Below are 12,655 nucleotides of genomic sequence, written 5' to 3'. Positions count from 1 at the left end.
GCATCCTTGACTGACACACCGCTATCGGGGGCAAGCCCCCTTCCACATTTGGGTTTGTGTTTATTCAGATAGGTAGGTGCCGATTGATCCAGCCAGTATCGATGCGTGTTGAAGCAGGCCTTGCCGCCGAGCAAGCCTTGTTGGCCGCCGTTTGCGCGGGTGAGCAGGTGTTTGGGTTGTTGTTCTGGCAGCCCAGCGATCAGGCATTGGTGATGCCACGCCGCTTGAGCCGATTGCCTGCTTTCGATGTCGCCAGCCGCGTGTCTGCGGATGCCGGCTGGCCGGTGCTCTTGCGCGAAACTGGCGGCGAACCAGTGCCGCAGTCCAGCGCTACGGTCAATATCGCCTTGGTCTACGCACCGCCGCGCAGTGAAGGTGATCACAATCGTATCGAAACTGGCTACTTGCGCTTGTGCCAACCCATCTGCGACTTGCTGATCGAGTTGGGCGGCGATGCCTCTGTCGGGGAAATCGAAGGTGCATTCTGCGACGGTCGTTACAACGTCAACCTCAACGGGCGCAAAATGGTCGGCACTGCCCAGCGCTGGCGGCAAAGCGGGGGCCGCCCGGTGGGGTTGGTGCACGGTGCGTTGTTGCTGGATAACGATCGCGAAGAACTGATCGCGGCGGTCAATCGGTTCAACGAAGCCTGCGGCCTGGAGCAGCGGGTTCGTGCCGACAGCCATATCGCGCTGCACGAAGCTTTCCCCGCGTCGGATGCAATCAGCCGGCTGGACACCTTGTACCGTCAGATGCTGGCCAGCTTCCTGCCGGGTTAACGGGTACCGAACACCACCATCGTCTTGCCTTTGACGTGCACCAGGTTGCGCTCTTCCAGATCCTTGAGCACGCGGCCGACCATCTCCCGTGAACAGCCGACAATGCGCCCGATTTCCTGGCGGGTGATCTTGATCTGCATGCCGTCGGGGTGAGTCATTGCATCGGGCTGCTTGCACAGTTCCAGCAGGCAACGGGCCACACGCCCGGTGACGTCGAAGAACGCCAGGTCGCCGACTTTGCGGGTGGTATCCCGCAGGCGCTGAGCGATTTGACCGCTGAGGGCGTAGAGGATGTCGGGGTCCTGCTGGGCAAGTTCGCGAAACTTTGCGTAACTGATCTCGGCCACTTCGCACTCGACCTTGGTCCGCACCCAGGCGCTGCGCTCCTGCTCCTTCCCTGCTTGTTCAAACAGTCCCAGCTCGCCGAAAAAATCCCCTGTGTTCAGGTAGGCGATGATCATTTCGCGACCGTCTTCATCCTCGATCAGGATGGTGACTGACCCCTTGATAATGAAAAACAGGGTTTCGGAGCGCTCACCGGCGCAGATGATGTTGTGCTTGGCGGGATGACGCCGGCGCTGGCAGTGCATCAGCAACTTGTCGAGATTCTTGATCTTGGGTATGGGCGTAAGAGCAACCATGGTTGTATCCCGAAAGGCAGCGCGAGGTGGTTGGATTTGTTGTACTCAGCGGTATCGGCATTGATACACGTTGTATAAAGGGTGGCAATACGCCACTCATTTGGCGCCAGCTTAACAGACACATTCTGACTCGATTAGCGAATTTACCGAGTCAGCCCGGTTATTGATCGCTTTGATGAGAAGCGCGGTTGCGCCCGGGCCCTGTGCTAAGCTGGCGACCCTTTTTTAGCAGTGGAGTCTGGGCGATGAAGGCACGCATCCAATGGGCGGGCGAAGCCATGTTCCTCGGTGAATCGGGCAGCGGCCATGTGGTGGTCATGGATGGCCCGCCGGAAGCCGGTGGCCGTAACCTGGGCGTACGCCCGATGGAAATGCTCCTGCTTGGCGTGGGCGGTTGCAGCAATTTCGACGTGGTCAGCATCCTGAAAAAATCTCGCCAGGCCGTGGAAAGCTGCGAAGCCTTCCTGGAAGCCGAGCGCGCCACTGAAGATCCCAAGGTGTTTACCAAGATCCACATGCATTTCGTGGTGAAGGGCCGGGCGTTGAAAGAAGCTCAGGTTAAGCGGGCTATCGAGTTGTCGGCCGAGAAATACTGCTCGGCGTCAATCATGCTCGGCGCGGCGGGTGTGGCCATCACCCATGACTACGAGATCATCGAGTTGGGTTGACCGCCAATCGGCAAAAGAAAAGGGCGCTTCGATAGCGCCCTTTTTTGCAGCTGCAGGTTTCGTCAGATGCGGTAGGTGCTTTTGGTCATGACCTTGGCCAGCAGGCTCATGCCAAATCGCACTGGCGCCGGGAAGCGGAAACCGCCGGCATCCAATGCACTCTCGGCGTGGTGCGCTTCATCGATACGCATCTGCTCAAGAATTGCCCGGGACTTTTCGTCGTCGGCCGGCAATTGTTCCAGGTGTTCATCCAGGTGCTTGCACACTTGATGTTCAGTCGCGGCGACAAAACCGAGGCTGACCTTGTCGCTGATCAGGCCGGCAGCCGCGCCGATGCCGAATGACAAACCGTAAAACAGCGGGTTGAGCACGCTGGGATGGCTACCCAACTGCCGAATACGTTGTTCACACCAGGCAAGATGGTCGATTTCTTCTTCGGCCGCGTGCTCCATGGCTGCACGTACCTGTGGCAGCTTGGCGGTCAGGGCCTGGCCCTGGTACAGCGCCTGGGCGCAGACTTCGCCGGTATGGTTGATGCGCATGAGGCCGGCCACATGACGGGTTTCGGTCACGCTCATCTGCGCATCAGGCTGCACGATGGCGGGTGATGGACGGTAAGGTTGGCCGCTGAAGGGCAGCAACGTGCGCATGGCCGTGTCGGCTTGCAGCAACAGACGGTCTATCGGCGAGTAGTGACGTTGGGTAGTCATGCTGACCTCCGGGAGGAATCTCGGCGGCCAGTTTACCGCAAGAGAGAGGAACGCGTTTGCCCCGAGTCAAGGGCATGGGGTCGCAGCCTCGGACTGCGCCCCTTGTTGCGGGCTAGTTCAGCCCGGTGGCCAATTCATCTGGCGCTGACCCAGTACATGCATATGGATGTGGTAAACAGTCTGCCCGCCGTCTTCATTGCAGTTCATCACCACACGGAAACCTTTCTCACAGCCTTGCTCCACCGCCAAACGCTGGGCGGTGAACAGAATATGGCCGGCCAGGGCCTTATCGTCCTCGGTCAAGTCATTCAATGTGCGGATGGGCTTCTTCGGGATAACCAGAAAATGTACCGGCGCCTGTGGGGCAATATCGTGGAAGGCGAGGACTTGATCATCTTCGTAGATAATCTTCGCGGGTATTTCTCTGTTGATGATCTTGGTGAACAGAGTATCCACAGCTGTTTCTCCATTATGAAAGTGCAAGGTGAGTGTACTCAGGCGATCAGCGTGGGCAATAGGCCTTGTTGATGGCGCCGGCGATCTTGCGGGTCAGCCAGCGCGGGCTGAAACGCGGGCTGAAGGCCAGCCAGCGATTACGTCGTCCAGGAATGATGATGGCTTTGTTCTTTTCCAGTGCGCGCACGGTATAGAGCGCCACTTCTTCCGGGCTCATCAATTGCTCGCTGCGGTCGAGTTTGGCTGTGTCCATTTGCGCTGTACCGAAGAAGGCGGTGCGCGTAGGGCCGGGGCAAAGCACCGAGACCTTGATACCACAGCTCTTCAGTTCTTCGCGCAAGCCTTCGGAGAAGTGCAGTACATAGGCTTTGCTGGCGTAGTAGCTGCTCATCCAGGGACCGGGTTGGAACGCGGCGACCGAGGCGACGTTGAGAATCTGCCCGCCGCCGTGCAGCGCCATGCTATTGCCCAGGGCGTGACACATGCGGGTGAGGGCGAGGATGTTGACTTCGATGAGGTCCTGCTCGGTCATCCAGTCCTGGGCCAGGAATGGCCCGCTGGTGCCAATGCCGGCGCAGTTCACCAGTAAATCTATCTGCCGTTCGCCTTCTTCAAGCTCCAGCAGGAACCCGGACAAGCGCAATGGCTCGCCCAGGTCGCACGCTCGAAACAGCACTTCGACGCCGAAGCGCTGGGTCAATTCGATTGCAATGCTTTCCAACTGATCACGCTGGCGGGCCACCAGAATCAAGCTGCGGCCGCGACGTGCCAGGGCTTCGGCCAAAGCCAGGCCGATGCCGCTGGAGGCGCCGGTGATCAGAGCGTAACGGGTCATGCCTTTCTCCATCACAACGCCGCCGGGCCTGTGACGGAGGCATCACAGGCGGCGGGCGTTTTTTAATGTTCTGGAGAGTCTACAGGTTCGGCCGCTTCGTCAGCACTTTGCGCTTCGTCTTCCTCGACGGTGGCGCCTTGATCCGCGTCTTCGTCAGAGGTTAGGGAGCTGCTTTCGTAGCTGCTATCCACATTGGCCTCGAGCTGATCCAGATAGCCGTTCATCCCCAGCGACACCACGATGATGAGCATCAGCGGAATGAATGCCAGCCACAGTGAGGCCAGGACCTTCACCGCGGTGGAGTTGCGCGGTGGCGGTGCGCCGTACTGGTTGGCACCGGTGTTACCTGGCACTACCAACAGCAGCAGCGGGAAAATACTGTTCACCAGCGGGACCAGGTTCAGCAGGTACAACCAGCCGGACCAGCCCAGATCGTGCAGACGCTGCACGCCGATCTGCACGCTCACGACCACAACCGCGACGAACAGCGCGAAGCCCAGCAGCGAGCCGAGGATGATGGCTATCGTCGGCGACGCGGTCGCGATGGCAAAGCCCACAGTACTGAGGATACCTGCTGCGACGAGCATGGCGACGGTCAGTACCAGCGTCCATGCCAGGTACCGCAGACGACCAATACGGCCATTGATGGTGAAGACCTTGAGGGTGGCGTATTCCGGCAGGCTTTCACCTACGGCAGCACGCGGTGGTGCGTACGGTGAAGCGACAGGGCGGGAGAGGTCCGCAGCGTCGGAATCTGTCTCGTGGGTTTCGGCGAGGCTGAAGGCCACGGGTTGTTCTGCTTCGATGCGGGCATCGACCCCGGCGTTTTTCAGCGCGGTGAGGTAGGTTTCGGCGTCGGGGCGCGACAGGTCGCGCTTCAGTGCAACCGGGCGGCCAGTGAAGAGTTTCTCGATGTCCTCGACTGTGCTCTTGAACAGTTCAGCCAGGTTCAGCTTGGCCGTGGTGCTTTCGACACCCGGGAGCAAGGCCCCATCAAACACAATCTTGAAACGGTTGTCGCTCATGCGGGCATCCTTGTCACTGAATCAGTGGGGGTAATGCAGGACTGCTCGATCGGCAGACCTTGCGGTTGGGTCAACGTGGCCAGCGCAACTGTGTCGCCCGCTCGCGCGCCTTGCGGTATTCGGCATCCAGGCGGGCAACGAGTTCATCGACGCTGGGTAAATCATTAATTTCACCGACACCTTGGCCGGCGGACCATACGGTCTTCCAGGCCTTGGCTTCGTCGCTCAGCGGCTTGAGCTTGGAACCGAAGTTTACTTCGCCTTTGCCTTGCAGGGCAGCGAGGTCGAAACCGGCATTCTCCAGGCTCTGGCGCATAAAGCTTGCTGGTACGCCGGAGACAGCGGGAGTGTGCACGATGTCGGCAGCGCGCGATGTGAGCAGCATCTCTTTATACGCATCCGGGGCGTGGCTTTCAGTGGTACCGATAAAACGTGTGCCGAAATAGGCCAGGTCTGCCCCCATCAACTGGGCGGCGAGTATCTCATGGCCGTGGTTAAGGCAGCCGGCCAGCAGCAGGGTCTTGTCGAAGAATTGGCGAATCTCTGCGATCAGCGAGAATGGGCTCCAGGTACCGGCATGGCCGCCGGCGCCTGCGGCCACGGCGATCAGGCCATCCACGCCGGCTTCGGCGGCTTTTTCGGCATGGCGCCGGGTAGTGACGTCATGAAATACCAGGCCGCCGTAGCTGTGCACGGCATCCACCAGTTCTTTCACCGCGCCCAGGCTGGTGATCACGATTGGCACCTTGTGCTCGACGCAGATCGCCAGGTCCGCCTGCAGACGAGGGTTGCTGTTGTGCACGATCAGGTTGACGGCGTAGGGCGCGGGATTGTCCAACTGCGCCAGGCCCGCTTCGATTTCCTCCAGCCAGGCCTTGAAGCCACTGCTCTCGCGCTGGTTGAGCGCCGGGAAACTCCCGACTACCCCATTGCGGCAGCAGGCCAGCACCAATTGCGGATTGGAAATCAGGAACATCGGCGCAGCCACCACGGGCAGGCGCAGACGTTGTTCAAGCAGAGCGGGCAGCGACATTGGAGGTACCCCGAGTAAGTGAAGTTAGAACGGTTTGACCACGACCAAAATTACGATAGCCAGCAATATCAGAACCGGGACTTCATTGAACCAGCGATAAAAGACATGGCTGCGGGTGTTTTCGCCACGGGCGAAACGTTTTACCTGCGCGCCGCACATGTGGTGGTAACCAATCAGGAACACTACCAGGGTCAACTTGGCGTGGATCCAGGCGCCCGATTGAAAGATGCCGGGGTTAAGGGCGATCAGCCAGATACCGAACACCAGGCTGGCCAGCATTGCCGGGCCCATGATGCCGCGGTACAGCTTGCGCTCCATGACGCTGAAGCGTTCCTTGCTGACGGTGTCCTCGCTTTGAGCGTGGTAGACGAACAGGCGCGGCAGGTAGAACAGCCCGGCAAACCAGCAGACGATGCTGACGATATGGAAGGCTTTGACCCATAGATAAAGCATTTTTAGTTATTCCCAGGTTCACGGTAGCGAAGATAGTAGTGGCTCATGCAGCCATACGTCACGCTGACGGTTGTCGCAGGACGATACGGCCCCTATTATCGACGGCTTTCCAGTGGGTTCGTTGAGGGCAGGTTTATGGTCAAGGTCGGTATCGTCGGCGGCACGGGTTACACCGGTGTCGAATTGCTGCGTCTGTTGGCTCAGCATCCGCAAGCTGAGGTGGTGGTCATTACCTCTCGATCCGAGGCCGGCCTGGCCGTGGCCGATATGTACCCGAACCTGCGAGGCCACTACGACGGCCTCGCGTTCAGCGTTCCGGACATCAACACCCTTGGCGCCTGCGATGTGGTGTTTTTTGCCACCCCGCATGGCGTTGCCCATGCGTTGGCTGGCGAACTGCTGGCGGCTGGCACCAAGGTCATCGACCTATCGGCTGACTTCCGCCTGCAAGACGCCGACGAATGGGCCAAGTGGTACGGCCAGCCTCACGGTGCACCGGATCTGTTGGAAGAGGCGGTGTACGGCCTGCCGGAAGTCAATCGTGAGCAGATCAAGCAGGCGCGCCTGATCGCGGTGCCGGGTTGCTATCCGACGGCGACGCAACTGGGCTTTCTGCCGTTGCTCGAAGCCGGGCTGGCGGATGCTTCGCGCCTTATCGCAGACTGCAAGTCGGGTGTCAGCGGCGCGGGCCGTGGTGCAGCGGTAGGTTCGCTGTACTCTGAGACGTCGGAAAGCATGAAGGCCTACGCAGTAAAAGGGCATCGCCACCTGCCGGAAATCCGCCAGGGGCTGCGTCGCGCCGCGGGCAGGGACGTGGGCCTGACCTTCGTGCCACACCTGACGCCGATGATTCGTGGCATTCATTCCACGTTGTATGCCACCGTGGTCGATCGTTCGGTAGATCTGCAGGCGTTGTTTGAAAAACGTTATGCCAACGAGCCGTTCGTCGATGTAATGCCTGCGGGCAGCCATCCGGAAACCCGTAGCGTGCGCGGCGCTAATGTGTGCAGGATTGCTGTGCACCGCCCGCAGGATGGTGATCTGGTGGTGGTGTTGTCGGTGATCGATAATCTCGTCAAGGGCGCGTCGGGCCAGGCTGTGCAGAATATGAACATCCTGTTTGGTCTGGACGAAAAACTCGGTCTGTCCCACGCCGGCATGTTGCCTTAAGAAGATTGGTAGAGTGTGCAAAAGGCCCGTTGATCGGGCCTTTTGTGTTTCTAATGGCGGCGATGCAGATTGATATACCGTAACAATAGTTGACCGCTTTTCTAGGAGAAGCGGATAATGCCCGTCATTACGCATATGGCGGCGCTACGCCGGGAGATTATCAGCATGAGCGTTGAATCCTTCACCCCCACGGCTTTGCAATTCACCCACGGTGCTGCGCACAAGGTGAAGAGCCTGGTCGATGAAGAGGGTAATGATCGTTTGAAGCTGCGCGTATTCGTTACGGGCGGCGGTTGTTCAGGGTTTCAGTACGGTTTCACCTTTGATGAAGATGTGGCCGACGATGACACCATCGTTGAGCGCGAGGGCGTAAGCCTGGTCGTGGACCCGATGAGCTTCCAATACTTGGCAGGCGCTGAGGTGGATTACCAGGAAGGTCTGGAGGGTTCGCGTTTTGTGATCAAGAACCCTAACGCTACCACCACCTGTGGTTGCGGCTCTTCGTTCTCGATCTGATCGACAGCCTGATCCTCAACGAATAAAAAACGCCGCTTGGCTTTGATCGGCCAAGCGGCGTTTTGCTGTCTGCGATTCTGGCGAGGTGGTCGTCAGGCGGGATAGATCGCGCCAAGTACCCTCTGCCCGCGTGCGCCGGTGACACTGGGCCGGTTGGCGGTAATGCCTTCGAGGCAGCAGTGAGCCAGCCAGGCGAAGGCCATGGCTTCGACCCAGTCCGGGTCTACGCCGTGGGTGGCGGTGCTGCTGACTTGAGTGGACGGCAACAACGCTGCCAGACGGTTCATCATTGTGGTGTTATGGGTGCCGCCGCCACAGACGAGTAGCGTTTCTGTCTGGGGTTGTGCGGTTTGCAGGGCCTCGACGATGGTCAGTGCGGTCAGTTCCAACAGGCTGGCCTGTACGTCCTGAGGGGTAAAGGCGGGCAGGCGGCTAAGGTGCTGGTGCAGCCAACCGAGGTTGAACACTTCACGGCCGGTGCTTTTCGGGCCTTTGGTCAGGAAGAATGGATCGCTGAGTAGTGCCGCGAGTAGTTGAGGCTCGACCTTGCCACTACCCGCCCACTGCCCGTCACGGTCAAAGTGTTCGCCGCGCTGCTGTTGAATCCAGGCGTCCAGCAGCACATTGCCTGGGCCGCAGTCGAAGCCAGCTACGGGCTTGCCGGTTTCGATCAGGCTAAGATTGCTGAAGCCCCCAATATTCAACACCGCACGGTTGCCGGTGCTTTCGCCAAACAACGCTTCATGAAATGCGGGCACCAGAGGCGCGCCCTGGCCGCCAGCGGCAACATCGCGGCTGCGGAAGTCGCTGATTACGGTGATGCCCGTCAGCTCCGCAAGCAATGCCGGGTTGCCGATCTGCACGGTAAACCCGCGGGCGGGTTCATGACGGATGGTCTGGCCATGGCTGCCGATCGCACGTATGTCTCGAGGCTTGAGGTTTTGCTGGTCGAGCAACGTGTGGATGCTGTGGGCGGCGAGGGTGACCCAGTGCTGCTGGGCAATCGCTGAGCGGGCAATCTCATCCGGGCCGCTGGCGCACAGGCTTAACAGCTCTGCGCGCAGGGTGTCCGGCATGGGTGTGTAGTGGGTGGCGATCAGATTGACCGCCGAGTCCTGTTCGATCAGGGCGATATCCAGGCCATCGAGACTGGTCCCGGACATCACGCCTATATAGAGCGGCATACCTTAACGCTTCGCCGAAGCAAGCAGGGTGGAGCGCTCCTGGTCCATGCGCGCCATCAGCGGCTGGCTCTGTTGCATAAAGCGCGCGCGCTCGGCCTTGGCTATCGGGTCGGCCATCGGCAGCTTCTGGCCCAATGGGTCAACGTGCACACCATTGACCTGGAATTCATAGTGCAGGTGCGGGCCGGTGGACAGGCCAGTGGTGCCGATATAACCGATCACCTGGCCCTGCTTCACGTTGCCGCCAGTTTTCACGCCCTTGGCGAAACCTTGCATATGGCCGTACAGGGTGCGGTAGGTGTTGCCGTGCTGGATGATCACCGTGTTGCCGTAGCCACCGCGTCGCCCTGCGAGCAGGACCTTGCCGTCGCCGGCCGCCTTGATAGGCGTGCCGCGTGGGGCGGCATAGTCGACGCCTTTATGGGCGCGGATTTTGTTCAGAATTGGATGCTTGCGACCCATGGAGAAACGCGAGCTAATACGAGCGAAATCCACCGGGGTGCGGATGAAGGCCTTGCGCATGCTGTTGCCGTCGGCGGTGTAGTAGCTGCTGTTGCCTTGCTTGTTGGTGTAGCGGACGGCAGTGTAGGTCTTGCCGCGGTTGGTGAAGCGTGCGGAGAGAATGTTGCCGGTGCCGACCACTTTGCCGTTGGCGACTTTCTGCTCGTAGATCACGTCGAACTCATCGCCCTGGCGGATGTCCTGGGCGAAGTCGATGTCGTAACCAAACACACTGGCCATGTCCATAGTCATGCTATGGGACAAGCCGGCGCGCGCGGCAGATTGTGACAGTGAGCTGTTGATCACGCCGTGAGCGTAGGCGGAACGCATGACTGGCTTGGTGGTGATGCGGTTGAAGGCAAAGCCTTTGGCGCCCTTGGTCAGGGAGATGCTTTCGAGATCGCTGAGCTTAGTGTGCAGGTTGTTCAACTGACCGTCTGGTGTCAGTTCGAACTCAAGTTTCTGGCCGTGTTTGAGTTGGATGAATTGCTTGGCCTGTTTATCGCTGGCCAGCACGTCGTTAACGGTGGCTGCGGGAAGGCCTACCTTCTCGAACAGGGTAGAAAGCGTATCGCCTTTCGCCACGATCACTTCGCGGTGTTGAGGGTTCTTGGCGGTTTCTGCTACGAGCTTTTGCTGCTCTTGAGCGGCTTGCTGGGTATCTTCCGGCGTGTTTTCGATCTGGGCAAACGGCGATTCAGTTGGAGCATTTGTGGCTTGTTGTGCGTCGGAAGCGTCTTGATCTTGTGTCAGTTGTTCAACCGGACTCTCCAAGTCAAGGCTCAGGGATGTTCGTTTGGCTTCTACGTCACTGGAAGGGAATACCAGGAGTGCCAGGCTGAGAAGGGCGGCGATACCACTTGCAGCGAGCAGGTGGGTCTTCGGGTAAAGCGGCGGCGCTTTAGACGGTTCAGTGGTCATAGGTAATTTTGACTTTGAAGATGAAATGGAAAAGATGAATGACATGATGAAGATGAAATAACTGTATAAAATATAACCAAATCATCTGTGACGCAAGCTCGCGAACGCTGGGCTTGCTGAACGGTGTCCGTGCGCAGGGCAAAACTTGTAATTAGTCCCTGATCTTGTATGGTTGGTTCCCTTTTGAATCTGAGCCTTGCGGGTCTGTTATGAAGTCGGTTGAAGAGCAGCTAGCGCTGATAAAACGTGGTGCGGAAGAACTGTTGGTCGAGGCCGAGCTGATCGAAAAGCTCAAGCGTGGCCAACCCCTGCGTATTAAGGCTGGTTTCGATCCGACCGCGCCGGACCTGCACCTGGGGCATACCGTGCTTATTAATAAGCTGCGTCAGTTCCAGGAGCTGGGGCATCAGGTGGTCTTCCTTATCGGTGATTTCACCGGGATGATCGGCGATCCGAGCGGTAAGAGTGCTACGCGCCCGCCGCTGACCCGTGAGCAGGTTTTGGATAATGCCGAGACCTATAAGACCCAGGTATTCAAGATTCTTGATCCGGCCAAGACCGAGGTGGCGTTTAACTCCACCTGGATGGATCAGATGGGGCCGGCGGACTTCATTCGCCTCACTTCCCAGTACACCGTGGCGCGCATGCTTGAGCGTGATGACTTCGACAAGCGCTATTCAACCAATCAACCGATCGCGATTCATGAATTCCTGTATCCGCTGGTTCAGGGTTATGACTCGGTAGCGCTGCGCGCGGATGTTGAGTTGGGTGGTACCGACCAGAAATTCAACCTGCTGATGGGGCGTGAGTTGCAGCGTGCTTATGGTCAGGAAGCTCAATGCATCCTGACCATGCCGTTGTTGGAAGGATTGGATGGTGTCAAGAAGATGTCCAAGTCCCTGGGCAACTATGTCGGCATTCAGGAAGCTCCGGGTGTGATGTACGGCAAGCTGGTCTCTATCCCGGATGCCCTGATGTGGCGCTACTTCGAGCTGTTGAGCTTTCGCTCGATGGATGAGATCAGCGCGCTGCGTGCGGATGTAGAGGCGGGCGCCAATCCGCGGGACGTGAAGATCAAACTGGCGGAAGAGATCGTGGCGCGTTTCCATGGTGAAGAGGCTGCGGCCAGTGCTCACCGTGCGGCGGGTAACCGCATGAAGGATGGCGAGCTGCCGGATGATCTTCCCGAGATTGAATTGACTGCTGCTGAAGCCATGCCGATTGCTGCTGTCCTTAATAAGGCGGGCCTAGTGAAGAACTCGGCGGTTGCGCGTGACCTTCTGGGGTCTGGCGGTGTGCGTATAGATGGTGAAGTGGTGGATCGCACCTTTATGTACGAGCTGGGTGCTACCCACGTTTGTCAGGCAGGGAAGAAGGCATTTGCGCGTATTACGCTCAAATCCGAATAAACCTGAAATTAAGTGTTGACGGCGAATTGTATCTGTCTATAATTCTCCCCACTTCCGGCGCAGTCGAAACGTAAAACTCCTTGGTAAACAAAGAGTTATGCAGGATTAGACGGCGAATTGCTTCAGTTCATTGAAGCCCAGAAGGAGTTGATAGGGTCGTGCTGTTTGGCGCTATTAACGATTCGATCTTCTCGGTCGAAAGCGGAGAAAAAGAGGTGTTGACAGCAGCGTGTAACGCTGTAGAATTCGCCTCCCGCTAACGAGAGATCGGAAGCGCAAGTGGTTGAAGTTGTTGAAGAAATCTTCGAAAGCTTCTGAAAATAATCACTTGACAGCAAATGAGGCTGCTGTAGA

General features: G+C 58.5%; 14 protein-coding genes and 1 pseudogene. 5 read left to right on the top strand and 10 right to left on the bottom strand.

The features are described 5' to 3' along the window. Positions 1 to 83: 83 nt before the first annotated feature. On the top strand, positions 84 to 779 hold the full coding sequence (locus tag FBY10_RS05325) for a lipoate--protein ligase family protein (RefSeq protein ID WP_131699140.1): 696 nt from the start codon (positions 84 to 86) through the stop codon (positions 777 to 779). Here the strand turns inward: FBY10_RS05325 and crp are convergent. Next, on the bottom strand, positions 776 to 1,420 hold the full coding sequence (gene crp / locus FBY10_RS05320) for a cAMP-activated global transcriptional regulator CRP (RefSeq protein WP_027605892.1): 645 nt from the start codon (positions 1,418 to 1,420) through the stop codon (positions 776 to 778). The genes FBY10_RS05325 and crp overlap by 4 nt on opposite strands. Before the next feature lie 245 nt (positions 1,421 to 1,665). On the opposite strand from crp, the gene FBY10_RS05315 reads away from it, so the two are divergent. After that, positions 1,666 to 2,088, top strand: coding sequence for an OsmC family protein (locus tag FBY10_RS05315; protein WP_005792019.1), 423 nt, complete (start codon positions 1,666 to 1,668; stop codon positions 2,086 to 2,088). Between the two features lie 62 nt (positions 2,089 to 2,150). On the opposite strand, the gene coq7 is transcribed toward FBY10_RS05315, so the two are convergent. The 6 genes from coq7 to hemJ all read right to left on the bottom strand — a co-directional run bounded on the left by coq7 (position 2,151) and on the right by hemJ (position 6,600). Next, a complete protein-coding gene (gene coq7 / locus FBY10_RS05310; protein ID WP_145336825.1) occupies positions 2,151 to 2,798 on the bottom strand; it encodes a 2-polyprenyl-3-methyl-6-methoxy-1,4-benzoquinone monooxygenase in 648 nt (215 codons plus the stop codon). Between the two features lie 117 nt (positions 2,799 to 2,915). Next, complete coding sequence (locus FBY10_RS05305) at positions 2,916 to 3,254, bottom strand: histidine triad nucleotide-binding protein (RefSeq protein WP_003194682.1); 339 nt, start codon at positions 3,252 to 3,254, stop codon at positions 2,916 to 2,918. A gap of 46 nt (positions 3,255 to 3,300) precedes the next feature. Further along, positions 3,301 to 4,089 carry an SDR family oxidoreductase gene (locus tag FBY10_RS05300; RefSeq protein ID WP_145336824.1) on the bottom strand — a complete coding sequence of 263 codons (789 nt, stop codon included), beginning with the start codon at positions 4,087 to 4,089 and terminating at the stop codon, positions 3,301 to 3,303. A 62-nt stretch (positions 4,090 to 4,151) separates the two neighbouring features. Further along, on the bottom strand, positions 4,152 to 5,114 hold the full coding sequence (locus FBY10_RS05295; protein WP_145336823.1) for a DUF805 domain-containing protein: 963 nt from the start codon (positions 5,112 to 5,114) through the stop codon (positions 4,152 to 4,154). A gap of 70 nt (positions 5,115 to 5,184) precedes the next feature. Then, positions 5,185 to 6,147, bottom strand: coding sequence for a nitronate monooxygenase family protein (locus FBY10_RS05290; protein WP_131699143.1), 963 nt, complete (start codon positions 6,145 to 6,147; stop codon positions 5,185 to 5,187). Positions 6,148 to 6,171: 24 nt separating this feature from the next. Next, a complete protein-coding gene (hemJ, locus tag FBY10_RS05285; RefSeq protein ID WP_027605887.1) occupies positions 6,172 to 6,600 on the bottom strand; it encodes a protoporphyrinogen oxidase HemJ in 429 nt (142 codons plus the stop codon). Between the two features lie 135 nt (positions 6,601 to 6,735). Between hemJ and argC the strand changes: the two genes are divergently transcribed. After that, positions 6,736 to 7,770, top strand: coding sequence for an N-acetyl-gamma-glutamyl-phosphate reductase (gene argC, locus FBY10_RS05280; RefSeq protein WP_131699144.1), 1,035 nt, complete (start codon positions 6,736 to 6,738; stop codon positions 7,768 to 7,770). Between the two features lie 165 nt (positions 7,771 to 7,935). After that, positions 7,936 to 8,286, top strand: a complete 351-nt coding sequence (gene erpA / locus FBY10_RS05275) for an iron-sulfur cluster insertion protein ErpA (RefSeq protein WP_003176443.1) — start codon at positions 7,936 to 7,938, stop codon at positions 8,284 to 8,286. A 92-nt stretch (positions 8,287 to 8,378) separates the two neighbouring features. Here the strand turns inward: erpA and FBY10_RS05270 are convergent, their stop codons facing one another. Then, a complete protein-coding gene (locus FBY10_RS05270) occupies positions 8,379 to 9,470 on the bottom strand; it encodes an anhydro-N-acetylmuramic acid kinase (protein WP_145336822.1) in 1,092 nt (363 codons plus the stop codon). A gap of 3 nt (positions 9,471 to 9,473) precedes the next feature. Then, positions 9,474 to 10,892 (bottom strand): peptidoglycan DD-metalloendopeptidase family protein, encoded by a 1,419-nt coding sequence (locus FBY10_RS05265; RefSeq protein WP_131699146.1) that lies wholly within the window; start codon positions 10,890 to 10,892, stop codon positions 9,474 to 9,476. Positions 10,893 to 11,101: 209 nt separating this feature from the next. Here FBY10_RS05265 and tyrS point away from each other — a divergent pair, with 209 nt between their 5' ends. Next, on the top strand, positions 11,102 to 12,301 hold the full coding sequence (gene tyrS, locus FBY10_RS05260; protein ID WP_131699147.1) for a tyrosine--tRNA ligase: 1,200 nt from the start codon (positions 11,102 to 11,104) through the stop codon (positions 12,299 to 12,301). A gap of 122 nt (positions 12,302 to 12,423) precedes the next feature. Here tyrS and FBY10_RS31610 read toward each other — a convergent pair. After that, a pseudogene (locus FBY10_RS31610) lies at positions 12,424 to 12,655 on the bottom strand (hypothetical protein); the annotation flags it as partial.

Origin of the sequence: Pseudomonas sp. SJZ103 (genome assembly GCF_007828335.1) — a bacterium.
GTDB lineage: Bacteria > Pseudomonadota > Gammaproteobacteria > Pseudomonadales > Pseudomonadaceae > Aquipseudomonas.
The sequence above is the reverse complement of the archived record's forward strand: the minus strand, read 5'-3'. Positions and strand labels throughout refer to the sequence as shown.